The following is a 16,152-nucleotide window of genomic DNA, read 5'->3' on the forward strand; positions in this document are numbered from 1 at the left end:
CGTCAGGAGGCCAGCTCCCTGACCCGGAGGGCCTCCTGCGGGCTCAGCCTGGCGTCGGCCTCGGCGAGGGCGCGGTGCGAGTCCATCGGCCGGTAGGCCGTGCGGGACAGGCCGCTCCAGGCGAAGCCGCCGCTGCTCGCGCCGGACGCGGCGGTGCACGCGCGGCGGACGCGCTCCTCGGCGCGGGCCGACCAGGTCAGGCCCGCCCACCCGTACAGGTGGCGAAACTCCGTCAGCGGGTCGCGGGCCAGGTCCTCGTAGCGGGCCAGGGTTATCTGAGGATGCCGCTCGGCCAGGTCGGCGGCGGTGATCCCGGCCGCCCGCCACAGGGCCACTGCCTTGGCGATGCGGTCCTGGGAGCCGACCAGCGGGCGCAGCGCCTCCAGGTGGGGCTGGTCGCGCATCAGCAGCGGCTGTTCGAGTAGCTCGTGGAAGTAGACGGTCCAGCCGAGCCGCTGCCAGCTACCGACGAAAGCCACCGGGTCACGGAGCAGGATGACCACCCGGCACCCGAGCCGGTCGGCGAACCATCCGGCGGAGAACAGCGCGAACGGGTCGTCAAGCAGCGCCCGGCGGCCGCCCAGCCGCCCCAGCGTGAACGCGGTGCCGTACCGGACCATCCGCGCCAGGTCGTACGGCGAGCGGTTGCGGCGCAGTTCGGCCCGGAACCCGTAGCGCAGCGCGACGGTGCGGGTGAAGGCGGGCAGCCAGAGCCGCTCGTTGCCGGTGCAGATGTACTGGAAGCGGTGGCCGACCACGGAGTCGAGAACGCCCGGGGAGCCGCCAGGCGGGTGCTCGGGGTTGAGCGGTTCGTTGACGTAGACCAGTTCCCTGCTCGCCGCGAGCATCCTGCCCGTCCAGCTCGTCCCGGTCCTGGGCAGCCCGGTGACCAGTACGGGGGGTGCGGCGCCCATCAGGATGCCCGCCACGGGCTCAGGGCGGCCAGGCTGTGCGCGCCGAAGGGCCGCAGGCCGTACCGGCGGTGGATGTGCCAGAGCGGCAGCAGGTTCTTGACCACCGTGCCCCCCGCCCAGCCGAGGGCGGCGCCGAGCGAGCCCAGGGAGGGGATCAGCAGCAGGTCAAGCAGCACGGTCGTGGCGACGGCGGCGGCCAGGTTGGCCAGGCTGGCGCCGGTGTGCCCGGCGGCGGTCAGCACCACGTCGGCCATCCCGCACGCGGTGGCGAGCGTCATCGTCGCGGCCAGCACGATCGCCACCGGTGCACCGGAGGCGTAGCCGTCCCCGAAGACGGCTCCGAGCAGCCACGGAGCGAGCGCCGCGTACCCGAGCCAGACCGGCCAGGTCAGCAGGGCCAGCCAGACGGTGGCCGACTGGTACAGCTCCCGGGCACGTGGCAGGTCGCCTTCGGCCAGGGCCCGTACCAGCCTCGGTTGGGTGGCCTGCGCCAGGCCCTGGCCGGCCAGCTGCCCCACGATCTTGAAACGGGTGGCGGCGGTGTAGACGGCGGCCTCGGCCGGCCCGGCCAGCAGCGCCACGATCACGATGTCCAGCCGCTGGAACACCGCCTGGATCCCGGCCGCCAGCGATCGGGGCCAGGTGTGGCGCCACAGATCGTGCGCGGCGCCCGGCAGGTAGGGCGTCCGAGGCAGCCGCCGGTGCAACCAGGCCGAGGCCAGCAGCAGTACCGGCAGGTACGGCAGTGCCCAGGCCGCGGCGAGCAGCGGCACCGAATCACGGCCCGCGAGCACCACGGTCCCGACCAGGGCGAGCTGGGCCAGCGGCTGGAGCACGCCGTCCAGCAGCACGGTCGGCCGCATCGAGCCGAACCCCCGGGTCGCGCTCACCATGACGCCCGAGCACGTCACCGCGGGCAGGGCCATCGCCAGCACCCGCAGCGCGGGGTCGGAGGTGCTGAGGATGACCACACAGGCGGCCACCAGCGAGAGTGACGCGACCGGGACGAGCGCCGCGCGGACGTAGCCGGAGGTGCAGCGGTAGCCGAAAGGACGGGACCTGGCGATGAAGTAGACGAGCCCGTTCCCCGCGTCCAGCCGCAGGACCGTGGCGACCGCCAGGCACAGGGCGGTCGCCGAGAAGAAGGCACCCGCCGTCTCCTGGCCCACCCCCCTGGTGACCAGTACGACGGTCAGGAACTGGGCGGCGGCCCCGGCGCCCGCGCCCAGCAGCCCCGCCACCCCGCTCCGCGCGGCCCCGGTCAGACCCGCCAGACGGGTGAGGCTCAGCGGCGCCACGACGGCTCCCCGCCCAGCCACGAGGTCAGCAGGGTGTCCTGCTCCTCGAAGCGGCCGGCCAGCTCGCGGCGGAGCCTGCGGGGCATCGGAGCGGGTCTGGTCCGGGCGTTGTGCCGTTCGAACACCGGATCGCCGAGGTGCGGCAGCCCGAGGAAGGCCAGCACGCGGTCGTAGACGAGCTCCGGTTCGGCGAAGAGTCGGCCGCTGTCGATGACGAGCAGGCGATCCCTGCCGACCAGCGGCTCCAGCCGGGCGAGCTGCTCGGCGTAGCGGCCCCTGGCCAGGTAGGCGTGGTGGCGGTGGGCCAGGTTCGTCGAGTGCGGCGAGTCGCGCAGGGCCTGCGCCGCTCCGGCCAGCCGGTCCTCCTCCAGCTCCACGGCCCTGGCGAAGGACGGCTCCGTCTCGAACCCCCTGGCCAGTTCGTGGGCGTGCGCGGAGAAGGCCCGCTCGACGGGGTCGCGGACCAGCACGATCAGCCTGGTACCCGGCAGGTCGCGGGCGATACGGGGGCCGGCCAGGGGGTGGAACAGGTAGTAGGGCGACGACTCGAAGGCCTGAGGCCGGCAACCGTACCTGCGTGCCGGCACGGAGGCCGACATCCGCAGCGGAAAGTGCGCCCGGTACCAGGACAGGCCCCGGTCGTACGCCATGTCGAAGTAGTGCACGCCCTTGCGCAGCACCGGTTTGAGGACGAGCGGGTGCTGGGACAGGGCGCGGTACAGGGAGGTGGTACCGCAGCGCTGCGCCCCGACGATGAGGAAGGAGGGCAGCACCCGGCTCCCCGAGGTGAGGCGTCCCATGCCCCACGTGGCCGCGTGGAGCGAGCGCTTCAGCGCGGGTTTCACAGCAAGGTCTCCTGGGAGTCGACGACGGGGTTGAGCCAGAGTTCCGGTGGTCCGAGGGGCGCGTGGCCGTCGGCCGTGTGCCGGTCGGCGAGCGCGATCAGGTAGCGGATGGCGGTCAGCCGGGATTCGGAGGCCGACAGCCCGAACGGGGCCAGGACCCGCAGGGCCCGCGCCACACAGGCTCTGGCGGCGGTGGCCGGACCGTCGCGGCGCAGGGCCCGCTGGAAGAAGTGGTGGACGGCGTCGAAGCCGAGCGGTACTCCGGTGCCGAACCGTTCCCAGTCCCAGACCAGCAGCCGCCCGTCGGGGCCCCGCGAGATGTTCCAGGGCGTCAGGTCACCGTGCCAGGCGAACCCCTGCCCGGCAGCCTGCGTGGAGCCTCCGAAGGCACGATCTGCCGGGTCCGGGAGGTTTCCGGGGGGCGCGCGGTCCGGGACCGGCTCCGCGGGGATGCGGGCGATCTCGGCGATCGCGTCGGTGAGGACACCGCGGGGGATCCGTCCCCGCCGTACCGGGAGCGGGGTCAGCGCCAGCACGGACAGGCCGCGCCAGGATCCGTGGTGCAGCACGGCGGGCGGGACGACCGTCTTCAGCGGCACAGCGGCCAGCAGGTCGAGCGTCCGCGCCTCGTGTGCGACGAGCTCCCTGGTCAGGTCGGTGTCACCGACCTTCACGAAGGCGATCGGCCCGTCGGGGCCGCGTGCCTCCAGGATCGGCTTGCGGTTGGCGCGCAGGGCGGGGCGCACGCGCAGCGTGACGCGGACGGGGGTGTCGAACACCTCGCTCAGGTGGTTCTCGATGCTGTCCTGTCCAGACGGCACGATGAGCCTCCCGCCGGGGTGCCACCAGGCGCGGGGGACCAGCCTGCGGGGGAGCAGCCGGTGGGGGAGCAGGGTGTAGGGTCTCGGGGCGCCGGGACCGGGGAACAGCAGGTCGATGGTCTCGTCGAGGTAGCGCAGACGGGCGCGCGCGTCGTTCATGCGGCGGTGCTCTCCATCGAGTTCCTCCAGAGCAGCGCGAAGGAGATCAGATACAGGCTGAGCGGTGTGAACAGCCCGTCGTAGACGAACATGTAGAGCAGGGTGAGGATCATCACGAGAACCCCCGCCATGCCGATCGGGCTCCGGTCGCGCCAGTGGCGGCGGACGGCCCCGGCGAAGAACGCCACGTAGAGCACGGCCCCGGTGAAGCCCTGCGTGATCATCAGGTACCAGAGCTGGCCGTCGCTCCCCAGCGGCGGGTGGCCGCAGGTGGGACACCAGCCGCTCCTGCCGGTGGTGATCGTCCGGTGGTTGCCCATGGCGTTTCTGGTGTTGCCGTAGCCGATGAGCGGTGAGGTGCCCGCGGCGGCGACGGTCGCCGACACGGTGAAGGCGCGGATGTCGTTGCTGTGCGGGCTGTCCAGCCGCTGGGCCACCATCGCCTGTAGCGGGCTGAGGGCGAACACCAGCGCCCCCGCGGCCAGAGCCGAGCAGGCCGCGATGCGGGCCCGCGTGCCCAGGCGCACCAGGACGTACGCGGCAGCGACGCCGAGCCCGATCCACAGGCCGCGGTTGAGCGAGTAGACGACGGGGATCGCGGCCAGCGCGGTCAGCGGGATCATGGCCAGGCGCCTGCGCGGACCGCCGTACACCCACCAGCCGATCACGAACCAGACGAGCAGCACCGAGATGTTGCCGCCCCAGGCGTTGGCCCACTCGAAGGGCGCCTCCGGGCGGGGGGAGGCGTGGCCGAGGACCTTCTGCACCTGGGCGGCGGTGGGATGGATCAGGTTGTGGACGAAGGGATTGCCGCTGATCCAGCCGGGGAGGATCAGCTCGACCGGCGAGGTGAACTCGGCGCGCGGGGCGAACACGCCCAGCAGGCCGCCCGCCACGGTCGTGACGAACAGCGCGCCGAGCATGCGCACCAGGGTGAGCTGGGGCAGCTCCTCCTCCGTCAGGTTGCCGAGGTAGAGCACCATGATCGTCAGCGACAGGTAGAGGCAGAGACGCATCAGGTAGCCGACGAGCCGCCCGGCGCCGAACTCGCCGTAGGTGCCCGGCGGCATCTCGCCGAGCATCAGCGCGCTGATCAGGTAGCCCGCCAGGAGCAGCAGCCAGAGCCCGAACCCGCGCGGCGCCCTGATCGGCCGCCTCCGCAGCAGGATCAGGGCCATCGCCGGGGCCACCACGACCACCGACAGGCCGCCGAAACCGAGCGCCCACCAGAGTGGATATCCCACCAGGAGCGCGGCGATCGGCCAGGCGGCCGGACGCAGCCTCCTCACAGCCGATGTCCCCTCCGCCCGGCCGTGGCCTGCCGTCCGGATGGAACGTTCCCGTACGTCCCGGGCGCGGCCCCGGTGTCCGGAGAGTCCGGTGCGGCCCGGTCACCGCCCGCCAGGCCCGCGAGGGGCCGTTCGGTTCTCCTGGGGCGCGCCGCGCCGGGCTGTGCCGCGGACGAGATGTGCGGGGTCCGCGCGGGGCCGGGCGGGAGATCGGGTGGGGCGGCGTCACCGCCGCCGACGAAGGCGCCGATCACCCGGACTCCACGGTCGTTCAGGGTCCGTACCGCATCCCTCACCTCGCGCGAGGAGGTGCCCGGCACGGCGACCACGAGCACCGCGCCCGCCAGGCCGCGGATCTCCTCGCCGCCGAGGGCGTCCAGACCGGTCAGACGCCTGACGTCGGCGGCGGTCCGCAGGGCGGTGTCGAGGCGGTCACGGAGCCAGGCGACCCCGACCCCGCAGAGCAGTCCCGCCATGAGGCCGCTGCCCAGGTAGAGGGGCGGGCGGGGAGCGCTGGGGGCGGTTGGTGCCACCGCCTTGCTGATCACCGATCCGGGAGTGACGGCGATGGTCTTGAGGGCGTCGTATCTGGCGGTGAGGGTTTGGGCCTGGCGGCCGAGGATGTCCTGCCGCCGGAGGGCGAGGGCTCGCTCAGTGGTGCCCCTGCTCAGCAGGGGAAGCGTGGTGGCGACCTTGGCGAGGCCCGCGTTGACCTGCCTCAGCTTGACCAGCACGGCCTTGAGCTGGGCCGTGAGCATCTGGGTGGACGACTCCCGGCGCTGGGCCAGGTAGGCGAGGGCGTAGGCGCTCGCGCCCGAGGCGGCCGCCTTCGGGTCGGCGGCGGTGCAGGAGATCTCCAGGACCGAGGTGTTGGGCGGCACGGAGACCACGGCGGGACAGCCGGGAGCGCCGGACAGCTCGCGGGCCTTCGCCGCGACCACCGCGGACCGGGCGACCTGGGCCTCGGTGTCGAGGTTGAGCGGTTCGCGCTGGCGGTTGGTGACCTGGTTGGTCTGTTCCGGTGAACCGGTGGCGGTCACCAGGACCTGAGCGGAGGCGGTGTAGGAGGGTGGGGTGAGCCGTAGCAGGGCGGCGCCGCCACCGGCTCCGGTGAGGAGCAGGGAACAGATGATCAGCCATCGGCGGCGGAGGAGCGACGCGTAGTCCGCCAGGTCTCCGCCTGCGCGGCGGCCGGGGGCGTCCGGTGACGGGCTCATGTTTCGCGGGTGCCTCTCCGGCGAACAGACGCTGGGAACCTTAGGAACTATAGGTCGGCCGCCCATTCTCACGAACCAATACACAAGATTTTCTTCGCGTCGATCCTGCTAATCACGGTGAGATAACGGTTATTTATCCGACATTTCCTGCCGGTTGCTCCGAGGCTCCGGCATGGACCGGTAAAGTCGGGGACGAGGCACGTCCAGGCGGTGGGAAGGTGTTTCCCGGTGATGGTCGAAGAATGCGTGCGCGCGACGGCTGTGAGGAACCGGTGCATCGGACAAATGTCACTATGGACATAATTCCACGTATGGTAAAAATTGCCGGTTCGGCTGTCGTCCTGGCGCTGGGACTGGGCACTCTCGGACTGGGCATTGCGGGGCTGAGCGGGCGCGGCCAGACCTCCAGCGCCTCGAAGACCTCCGATGCCGCCGGTGCCCGGCAGACGCCGGACATGCCGGGCACGCCGGGCACCTCGCCGGGAGCGGAGAGTCCCGGTGCGTCCCGGGAGCCTCGGACGCCCGCGCGGGTGCCGGGCCCGACGGGCGAGCGTCCACGGGCCGCCTGCGAGGTCACCGGAAAGCTCGTCCCCTCCTGCGGCGCCTGGTGGGGCGTCGCGCCGGAGATCTTCACCGGGAGGCGTCCCGAGCGGGCGCTGGCCGGAGCCGAGCGGCGGATGGGCCGCCCGGCCGACATCATGCACGTCTACCACCGGGGGGACGAGCTCTTCCCGACCCCCGCGGAGCGCGCCATCGCCCGCGATCCCGACGGCCGCAGGCTCCTGCTGATCAACTGGAAGCCCTCCCTGGACCACACCTGGGAGCAGATCGCGCACGGGGCGCTGGACGAGCGGATCGACCGGCTGGCCGCCCACATCGTGAGGACCTTCCCGGAGAAGTTCTTCCTCACGGTCCACCACGAGCCGGAGAACGATGTCCGGGAGGCCCGCGGCGCGGGAATGTCCGCGGCCGACTACGCGGCGATGTTCCGGCACGTGGTGCGGCGCCTGCGACACGGGGGCGTGACCAACGCCGTCACCGTGATGACCTACATGGGGGCGCCCAACTGGGCGTCGAAGCCCTGGTTCGAGAGGCTCTACCCCGGTGACGACGTGGTCGACTGGGTGGGGATGGACCCCTACGTCGACCACCGGGTCCACAGCTTCGACGGGCTGGTCAACAAGACCCGGCCCGACTTCCCCCGGTGGCCGGGGTTCTACCGCTGGATGAGTGAGCGCTTCCCGGGAAAGCCCGTCATGCTCGCCGAGTGGGGCGTCTTCGAGCGCCACGACCGGCCCGGGTTCAAGGAGTGGTTCTTCGCCTCGGTACGCGAGGAGATCCGCGACTACCCGCGGATCAAAGCCCTGGTCTACTTCGACTCGCCGCGCGCCCCCCGGGGCGACACCCGCTTCGACACCACCCCCGGCGGCCGGCGGAGCTTCGCCGAACTCGCCCGCGACCCGCACCTCGACGCCACCGTCCCCGCGGACTGATCCCGACGTCGGCGCGGGCCACGGGGCCGGGATCCGTCAGCGGATCCAGCCGCCCTGGATCAGCGGGTCGAGCACCTGGTGCACGGCCCGGTCCACGCTGATGCCCGTGGTGTCGATCTCCAGATCGGCGTCGTCCGGCTCCTCGTACGGATCGGAGATGCCGGTGAACTCGGGAATGAGCCCCGCGCGGGCCTTGGCGTAGAGCCCCTTGCGGTCGCGGCGCTCGCACTCCGCCAGCGGGGTGGAGACGTGGACCAGCAGGAAGTCGGCGCCGACGGCCTCGACCATCGCGCGAACCTCCTCGCGGGTGGCGGCGTAGGGTGCTATGGGCGCGCAGATCGCCAGGCCGCCGTGCCTGGCGACCTCGGCGGCGACGAAGCCGATGCGGCGGATGTTGAGGTCGCGGTCCTCCTTGGAGAAGGTCAGCCCCGCCGACAGCAGGTGGCGCACCACGTCGCCGTCGAGGTAGGTCACCGTGCGGCTGCCACGCTCGAGCAGCGCGTCGCGCAGTCCCCGGGCGACGGTCGACTTGCCGGAGCCCGACAGGCCGGTGAAGAAGATCACCAGCCCCCGCCGGTGCGGGGGCCCGGGAATCGTCACGGGGTCCGGACCCGCCAGGTGCTCGGTCGCGCCGTAGGCCTCGGCCACGCGCTCGCGCAGCTCCAGATCGATGGCGGGCTCCCTGGGCGCCAGCGGCACCACCGCCACGAGCGTGCCCTCCGGCAGCCTGTCGCGGGCCTTGAGCGCGGCACGGACCACCGCGGGCCCACCCTCGCCGTACGCCAGCGGGAGAAGCAGGATCGACGCCTTCAGCTCCTGCGCGGTCGCCACGATCTCGTCGAGGTCGCCCAGCGGCCCGCGCATGGTGACGGCCAGGACCGCCTCCTGCTCGCCCACCTCCTCGCGGACCCGCGCCGGGGTGTGGCGGAGCCGGGCGAACGGCCCGTGCTCGGGGGCGTCCAGGGCCGCCACGGGGCCGGCGACGAAGCCGTCCTCGCGCCCGGTGACGGTCAGCACGGCCAGTGCCGCGCCCTCGGGGTCGCGCAGGGTGATCCGGTCGCCGGGGGCGGCGGGGTGATCGTCGGGCAGCATGAGGGTGACCGGCGCGGGCCACGGGGTGCCGTCGGTGAGCGTGCCGTGCTCGTCCACGGAGTGCGCGTCGGCCGAGCTCAGAAAGCCCGTCAGCGGGCTGAGGGCGCCGGAGAGCAGCAGTTCGAGGTCGGCCAGCTCGCGGGCGTCGGGGGTCCACTCGAAAGGCGCCGTCATCTGCTCCCGCTCCACAATCCCGATCGTCGGACTTTCCGGTCCCGCCTGCTCAGGATGGGCGCCCCGTCCGGCGACCCCGGCTCCACCGCTCCGGCGGATCTCAGATCAGCCGGGCGAAATGGCTCTGGGGCTTGCGGATCACCATGGTTATCTCGTCGTGAGACGCGGGCCGGCGTCCCCTGGAGAGGACCTCCACCACCGAGCAGGCGGCGCGGGCAAGCTTACCGAGAGGTCCGTTGAGCGCGGGCCCACTGCCGGCGGAGATGTCCTCGGTCACCATCAGCCCGCGCACCAGGCAGAAGGAGTGCATCCCCTCGCGCGAGGCGATCTGCTCGTAGACAGCGGGCAGCGGGCCCACCGTTCCCGAGGGGACGAACCTGCGCCACAGCATCCGCCGCAGTCTCGACGGCGTCAGCCGGTCGCAGGCCCCGTACGCCGAGGCCCGGTCGCGCATTCTGACCAGCAGCAGCCCGCCGGGGCGCAGACCGGTGAGCAACCGGTCGAGCACCAGCTCGGCGTGTTCGATCCGCTCAAGCAGGAACGGCACGTAGACGACGTCGAACGCCCGCGGCGGCACCGGCACGGAGCGCAGGTCGCCCAGCGCCCACGAGTCCAGGTCCTTGCGGGCGGACGTGCTCTTACGCAACGCGGGCAGGTCCTCGTCGATCCCGATGACCCTGGCCTCCGCCTGCCCCAGATCGAGCGGTTCCGGCCATCCGCACCCGGCGATCAGGACATCGAGCCGCCGACCGAGCTGGCTGGTCCACTGCTCCCTGACCCGCTGATTCAACAGGTCGTCTCTATCGACGACCGACCTCACCTCTGACATGTAACCGAGAGTAGTCAACTCAGCACGATTCATCGCGCATTTACCGCTGTTACATGGCGACGCTAACGCGTCGCGGTGAGGCCGCTCTTGTCCGGCTCCTTCCCTCGTCGAGGGAGGTCGCTCGTTCCTCGCGACCTTCCTCTCCTCAGTCCAGTCGCCGGCGCGGCCTCACGGGTAGTCCCCCAAGGGAAGGCATGGGGCACGTCCCCGGGGTGATTCTTGAGGTGGGAGAACGGCGCGTCCCTTCTCCTAGTCCAGTCGCCGGCGCGGCCTCACGGGTTGTTGGCGACGCTGGCGCGTCGCGGTTCGGCCGCTCTTGTCCGGCTCCTTCCCTCGTCGAGGGAGGCCGCTCGTTCCTCGCGACCTTCCTCTCCTCAGTCCAGTCCCCGGCGCGGCCTCACGGGTTGTTGGCGACGCTGGCGCGTCGCGGTGAGGCCGCTCTTGTCCGGCTCCTTCCCTCGTCGAGGGAGGCCGCTCGTTCCTCACGACCTTCCTCTCCTCAGTCCAGTCCCCGGCGCGGCCTCACGGCTGCGGGCGGTACCGTGCGCCCGAAGGCCGGAGCACCGGTCGGCGATTCGGTAGCCTTGACCAGGTACCCCCCGTGTCCGTACGGCTCGGGGCTGTCGTGTTGCCGTCGTGGGGCTGTGGGCGAATCTGATGAGTCTTTCCGGACTTCTGGACCTTGTCGCCGGGGAGCCTGAGCTGGCTTCCCTTCTTCGGGATGTGCGCGGGGGCGACTCGTCCGACGTGTCGCTGGTCGCGCCGCCTGCGCTCCGTCCCTTCGCGGTGGCCGCGCTGGCCAGGGAGGGCGCGGAGAAGGCGGCCAGGACCGTCCTCGCGGTGACCGCGACCGGCCGCGAGGCCGAGGATCTCGCCTCGGCCCTCACCAGCCTCCTGGACGAGAACACCGTCGCGGTCTTCCCCGCCTGGGAGACGCTCCCGCACGAGCGCCTGTCGCCGCGCAGCGACACCGTGGGCCAGCGCCTGGCGGTGCTGCGCAGGCTGGCCCACCCGGTCGAGGGCGACCTCTCGGCCGGCCCGCTGCACGTGGTGGTCGCGCCGATCAGGGCGCTGCTCCAGCCGATCGTGCGCGGCCTGGGCGACCTGCGACCGGTGCGGTTGCGCGCCGGGGACGACGCCGACCTCGACAGCGTCGTCCACAGCCTGGTGGAGAACGGCTATCACCGGGTCGACATGGTGGAGAAGCGCGGGGAGGTCGCCGTCAGGGGCGGGCTGCTCGACGTCTTCCCGCCGACCCAGGAGCACCCGCTCCGACTGGAGTTCTGGGGCGACACCGTCGAGGAGATCCGCTGGTTCAAGGTCGCCGACCAGCGCTCGCTGGAGGTGGCCGAGGACGGGCTGTTCGCCGCCCCCTGCCGGGAGTTGCTGCTGACCGCCGAGGTCAGGGAGCGGGCGAGGGAACTCGCCGAGACGCACCCCTCGCTGGCCGAGATCCTGGAGCAGCTGGCCGAGGGCGTGCCGATGGAGGGCATGGAGGCGTTCGCGCCGGTGCTCGCCGGGGAGATGGACCTGCTCGTCGACCACCTGGGGGAACAAGCGGCGATCTTCGTGTGCGACCCGGAGCGCATTCGCGGGCGTGCGGACGAGCTGGTGCGGACCAGTCAGGAGTTCCTGGAGGCGTCCTGGATCAACGCGGCGTCCGGCGGCGAGGCGCCGATCGACCTGGGCGGGGCGGCGTTCCGCACCCTGGAGGAGATCCGCGACCACGCGCGGCAGCTCGGCCAGCCCTGGTGGTCGCTCGCGCCGTTCGGTGTCGAAGGCGAGAGCGACGGTGCTCGGGGCGGTGGGCCGGACGGCGGGCTGGTGCTGCGGGCGCGCGAGGCGGAGGCCTACCGGGGCGACACCCAGCGGGCGCTGTCGGACATCAAGGGCTGGCTCGACTCCGAGCGGGTGGTCGTCCTGCTGAGCGAGGGCCACGGCCCCGCCGAGCGCATGGTCGAGCTGCTCAAGGGTGTCGACCTGCCCGCGCGCCTGGAGCCGGGCCTTGAGCGGATCCCCGGCTCCAAGGTCGTCCACGTCACCACCGGCCTGATCGAGCACGGGTTCGTCACCCCGTCACTGGCCGTGCTGACCCACCTCGACCTGGTCGGCCAGAAGGCGTCGACCAAGGACATGCGGCGGTTGCCGTCCCGGCGCCGCAACATGGTCGATCCGCTCCAGCTCAAGGTCGGCGACAACGTCGTGCACGAGCAGCACGGCGTGGGCCGCTACGTCGAGATGGTGCAGCGCACCGTACAGGGCGCCACCCGTGAGTACCTGGTGATCGAGTACGCCAAGGGCGACCGGCTCTACGTGCCGACCGACCAGCTCGACGAGGTCACCCGCTACGTCGGCGGCGAGTCGCCCACGCTCAACCGGATGGGCGGCGCCGACTGGGCCAAGGCCAAGACCAAGGCCAAGAAGGCGGTCAAGGAGATCGCCGGAGAGCTGATCCGCCTGTACTCCGCCCGGATGGCCTCGCCGGGACACGCCTTCGCGCCCGACAGCCCGTGGCAGCGCGAGATGGAGGACGCCTTCCCCTACGCCGAGACCGGTGACCAGCTTGAGGCCATCGACGAGGTCAAGCGTGACATGGAGCGCCCGATCCCGATGGACCGGCTGATCTGCGGCGACGTGGGCTACGGCAAGACCGAGATCGCGGTGCGGGCGGCGTTCAAGGCGGTGCAGGACGGCAAGCAGGTGGCGGTCCTGGTGCCGACCACGCTGCTGGTGCAGCAGCACATGTCGACCTTCGCCGAGCGGTTCTCCGGATTCCCGCTCAACGTCAGGCCGATGTCGCGGTTCCAGAGCGACGGTGAGGTCTCCGCGACCCTGGAGGGTCTGCGCGAGGGCTCGGTCGACGTGGTGATCGGCACGCACCGGCTGTTCTCGTCCGAGGTCAGGTTCAAGCAGCTCGGCCTGATCATCATCGACGAGGAGCAGCGGTTCGGCGTCGAGCACAAGGAGGCCATGAAGCACATGCGCACCCAGGTCGACGTGCTGGCCATGTCCGCGACCCCGATCCCCCGCACGCTGGAGATGGGGCTCACCGGCATCAGGGAGATGTCCACGATCCTCACCCCGCCCGAGGAGCGGCACCCGATCCTCACCTTCGTCGGCCCGTACGACGAGAAGCAGATCGGTGCCGCGGTCCGGCGCGAGCTGATGCGCGACGGCCAGGTCTTCTTCGTCCACAACCGGGTGGCCAGCATCAACAAGGTCGCGGCCATGCTGCGCGAGCTCGTGCCCGAGGCCAGGATCGCCGTCGCGCACGGCCAGATGCAGGAGCACCAGCTGGAAAAGATCATGGTGGGCTTCTGGGAGCGCGACTTCGACGTGCTCGTCTGCACCACGATCGTCGAGTCGGGCCTGGACGTGCCCAACGCCAACACCCTGATCGTCGACCGGGCCGACAACTACGGTCTCTCCCAGCTCCACCAGCTGCGCGGCCGGGTCGGCCGGGGCCGCGAGCGCGGCTACGCCTACTTCCTGTACCCGCCGGAGAAGCCGCTCACCGAGACCGCCCACGAGCGCCTGGCCACCATCTCCCAGCACACCGAGATGGGCGCGGGCATGTACGTGGCGATGAAGGACCTGGAGATCCGCGGCGCGGGCAACATCCTGGGCGCCGAGCAGTCGGGTTTCATCGCGGGCGTCGGCTTCGACCTGTACGTGCGGATGATGGCCGAGGCGGTGCAGGAGCAGAAGGCCAAGCTGGCCGGCACCTACCAGGAGGACGAGCGGCCCGACGTCAAGGTCGAGTTGCCGATCAACGCCCACATCCCGCACGACTACGTCACCTCCGAGCGACTGCGGCTGGAGGCGTACAAGCGGATCGCCGCGATCGGTTCCGACTCCGACATCGGCGCGGTGCGCGACGAACTCGTCGACCGGTACGGACGGCCGCCCCAGCAGGTGGAGAACCTGCTCGAGGTCGCCCGCTTCCGGATTCGCGCCCGCCGTGCCGGGCTCACCGATGTCACCCTGCAGGGCCAGAACATCAAGTTCGCGCCGGTGGAGCTGAAGGACTCCCAGCAGGTCAGGCTCCAGAGGCTGTACCCGAAGGCACTGCTGAAGCAGGCGGCCGGTACGTTGCTGGTGCCCGTACCCAAGACCAGGCCCCTCGGGGGCCAGCCGCTGCGCGATCTGGACCTGCTCAAGTGGTGCGGGGATCTCGTCGAGGCGATGTTCCTCGAAACCGCGCGGGTAGAGTAAGCACGTTTGTCGTGAAGGGAACGCATGTGAAGTCGACCCGAGTGCGCGTCATCCTGGCGGTCGCCGCCGCCGGTGTCGCGCTGACCGCCTGCTCTCCGAACCAGATCGGCGCCGCCGCCGTCGTGGGTGGAGAGCGCATCAGCTCCAGCGAGCTGAGCAAGAACGTCCGCGAGTACGAGGAGGCGCTGTCCAAGGCGGGCGTCTCCGCCTCGCAACTGCAGTTCCAGGACAGCGTCCCGCAGCTCGTGCTCTTCCAGCTGGCCAATGCCAAGCAGTACACGAAGGTCGCGGAGAGCAAGGGCATCACGGTCACCGACGGCGAGATCGACCAGGTGATCGCGGGCCAGGGCGGCCAGGAGAAGTTCGAGCAGCAGATGCTCCAGCAGGCGGTGGCCCCCTCGCACGCGCGCGAGTTCATGAGGTCGCAGGTGCTGATCAGCAAGCTCGTCGCCAAGTACGGCGGCGGCACCGACGAGGCGGCCATCCAGCGCGGCCAGCAGCAGGCGATCAAGGACCTGCAGGCCATGCCGATCACCTGGAACCCGCGCTACGGTCAGCTCAACCGGCAGCGGAGCCAGGAGCAGCCGAGTGTCTTCGTCGACGCCGGCCGGTTCGGTGCCGCCGGGGGCCCCGCCGCCCCTGCCGCCGAGCAGCCCGAGACCCCGCAGCAGTAGCCTCCGGGCATGTCGCTGATCATCGTCACCACCTCGCCCCGGGTCGCCCCGGGGCTGCTCAGCCATCGCGCCTGGCAGGTTCTCGGACAGGGCCCGGTCCGCACCGGGGCCGCGGACCATCCGCACCTGCCCTACCTGGCGGAGGCCGGGGTCGACGTCGAGGTGGTCGCCTGCGACCCCGCCGTGCTGGTCCGCGAGGCGGTGGCGGCGACGGTCGTGTGGCTGGAGGCCGACGAGGCGCTGATGCGCTCCATCGGCCACGCCGCCGTGGCGCTTGAGGAACCGCCGGTGATCGAGGTCGTCCCCGGCTCGTACGACCTGCCGGGCGCGCGGCTGCTCGACCTGGTCTCGGTGATGGACCGGCTGCGGGTCGAATGCCCGTGGGACGCCCGGCAGACCCACGAGTCCCTGGCCCCGTACCTCATCGAGGAGGCCTACGAGGTGCTGGAGACCATCGAGGAGGGCGACCACGCGGCACTGCGCGAGGAGTTGGGCGACCTGCTCCTCCAGGTGGCCTTCCACGCGCGGGTCGCCCGCGAGCGGCCGGACGGGTTCGACGTCGACGACGTGGCCGACGGGATCGTCGCCAAGCTCGTCCGCCGCCACCCGCACGTCTTCGCCGACACCCGGGTGGAGGGCGCGGGCGAGGTCAGTGCCAACTGGGAGACCATCAAGGCGGCCGAGCGCGCGGCCAAGAGCGGCGGCGATCCGGGCTCGGTGGTCGACGGCGTCCCGATGGGCCAGCCCGCGCTCTCCCTCGCCGCGCAGCTCCTGCGCCGCGCCGAGCGCGCCGGAGCCCCGGCGGACCTCCCCGAGGGGGTGCCCGCCGACAGCCTGGGAGCGAAACTCTTCGAGCTGGTACGGCAGGGGCACGCGGCCGGTCTCGACCCCGAGGCCGAGTTGCGCGCCGTCGCCCGCGCCTACCGCGACCAGGTGCGGGCTAATGGCGACGCTGGCGCGTGTTAACGGCGACGCTGGCGCGTCGCGGTTCGGGCCTGCCTATGGCGACGCTGGCGCGTCGCGGTTCGGCCGCTCTTATCCGGCTCCTTCCCTCGTCGAGGGAGGCCGCTCGTTCCTCACGACCTCCCTCTCCTCAGTCCAGTCGCCGGCGCGGCCTCACGGGCTAATGGCG

At 71.8% G+C, this 16,152-nt stretch carries 12 protein-coding genes; 4 read left to right on the forward strand and 8 right to left on the reverse strand.

The features are described from left to right. Window positions 1-2: 2 nt before the first annotated feature. From ABT130_RS34575 to ABT130_RS34600, 6 genes are read right to left on the reverse strand one after another with little or no spacing between them, the layout of a single operon-like run. Window positions 3-929, reverse strand: coding sequence for a sulfotransferase (locus ABT130_RS34575; protein WP_350962697.1), 927 nt, complete (start codon window positions 927-929; stop codon window positions 3-5). Then, complete coding sequence (locus ABT130_RS34580; protein WP_350962700.1) at window positions 914-2,212, reverse strand: lipopolysaccharide biosynthesis protein; 1,299 nt, start codon at window positions 2,210-2,212, stop codon at window positions 914-916. Before ABT130_RS34580 ends, ABT130_RS34575 begins: the two co-directional genes overlap by 16 nt. Further along, window positions 2,200-3,057 carry a sulfotransferase family protein gene (locus tag ABT130_RS34585; RefSeq protein ID WP_350962703.1) on the reverse strand — a complete coding sequence of 286 codons (858 nt, stop codon included), beginning with the start codon at window positions 3,055-3,057 and terminating at the stop codon, window positions 2,200-2,202. The genes ABT130_RS34580 and ABT130_RS34585 overlap by 13 nt, the downstream gene beginning before the upstream one ends. Then, window positions 3,054-4,037, reverse strand: a complete 984-nt coding sequence (locus tag ABT130_RS34590; protein WP_350962706.1) for a hypothetical protein — start codon at window positions 4,035-4,037, stop codon at window positions 3,054-3,056. The genes ABT130_RS34585 and ABT130_RS34590 overlap by 4 nt, the downstream gene beginning before the upstream one ends. Beyond that, window positions 4,034-5,326 carry an O-antigen ligase family protein gene (locus ABT130_RS34595; protein WP_350962708.1) on the reverse strand — a complete coding sequence of 431 codons (1,293 nt, stop codon included), beginning with the start codon at window positions 5,324-5,326 and terminating at the stop codon, window positions 4,034-4,036. The genes ABT130_RS34590 and ABT130_RS34595 overlap by 4 nt, the downstream gene beginning before the upstream one ends. Continuing rightward, window positions 5,323-6,543: a YveK family protein gene (locus ABT130_RS34600; protein ID WP_350962711.1), complete on the reverse strand. Its 1,221-nt coding sequence runs from the start codon at window positions 6,541-6,543 to the stop codon at window positions 5,323-5,325. Before ABT130_RS34600 ends, ABT130_RS34595 begins: the two co-directional genes overlap by 4 nt. 311 nt (window positions 6,544-6,854) lie before the next feature. Between ABT130_RS34600 and ABT130_RS34605 the strand changes: the two genes are divergently transcribed. Further along, on the forward strand, window positions 6,855-8,036 hold the full coding sequence (locus ABT130_RS34605) for a glycoside hydrolase family 26 protein (protein WP_350962713.1): 1,182 nt from the start codon (window positions 6,855-6,857) through the stop codon (window positions 8,034-8,036). A gap of 36 nt (window positions 8,037-8,072) precedes the next feature. Here the strand turns inward: ABT130_RS34605 and cysC are convergent, their stop codons facing one another. Together cysC and ABT130_RS34615 are read right to left on the reverse strand one after the other, a co-directional pair. Next, on the reverse strand, window positions 8,073-9,302 hold the full coding sequence (cysC, locus tag ABT130_RS34610; RefSeq protein ID WP_350962716.1) for an adenylyl-sulfate kinase: 1,230 nt from the start codon (window positions 9,300-9,302) through the stop codon (window positions 8,073-8,075). 100 nt (window positions 9,303-9,402) lie between these two features. Beyond that, window positions 9,403-10,131, reverse strand: coding sequence for a class I SAM-dependent methyltransferase (locus ABT130_RS34615; protein ID WP_350962718.1), 729 nt, complete (start codon window positions 10,129-10,131; stop codon window positions 9,403-9,405). A 657-nt stretch (window positions 10,132-10,788) separates the two neighbouring features. Between ABT130_RS34615 and mfd the strand changes: the two genes are divergently transcribed. The 3 genes from mfd to ABT130_RS34630 are packed head-to-tail and all read left to right on the forward strand — an operon-like array spanning window position 10,789 to window position 15,986. Then, window positions 10,789-14,346: a transcription-repair coupling factor gene (mfd, locus tag ABT130_RS34620; RefSeq protein ID WP_350962721.1), complete on the forward strand. Its 3,558-nt coding sequence runs from the start codon at window positions 10,789-10,791 to the stop codon at window positions 14,344-14,346. Between the two features lie 26 nt (window positions 14,347-14,372). Next, window positions 14,373-15,020, forward strand: a complete 648-nt coding sequence (locus ABT130_RS34625; RefSeq protein WP_350926789.1) for a SurA N-terminal domain-containing protein — start codon at window positions 14,373-14,375, stop codon at window positions 15,018-15,020. 9 nt (window positions 15,021-15,029) lie between these two features. Then, a complete protein-coding gene (locus ABT130_RS34630) occupies window positions 15,030-15,986 on the forward strand; it encodes a nucleoside triphosphate pyrophosphohydrolase (RefSeq protein WP_350962724.1) in 957 nt (318 codons plus the stop codon). The last annotated feature ends 166 nt before the right edge of the window (window positions 15,987-16,152 follow it).

The organism is Streptosporangium sp. NPDC001681 (genome assembly GCF_040298085.1).
Taxonomy (GTDB): Bacteria; Actinomycetota; Actinomycetes; order Streptosporangiales; family Streptosporangiaceae; genus Streptosporangium.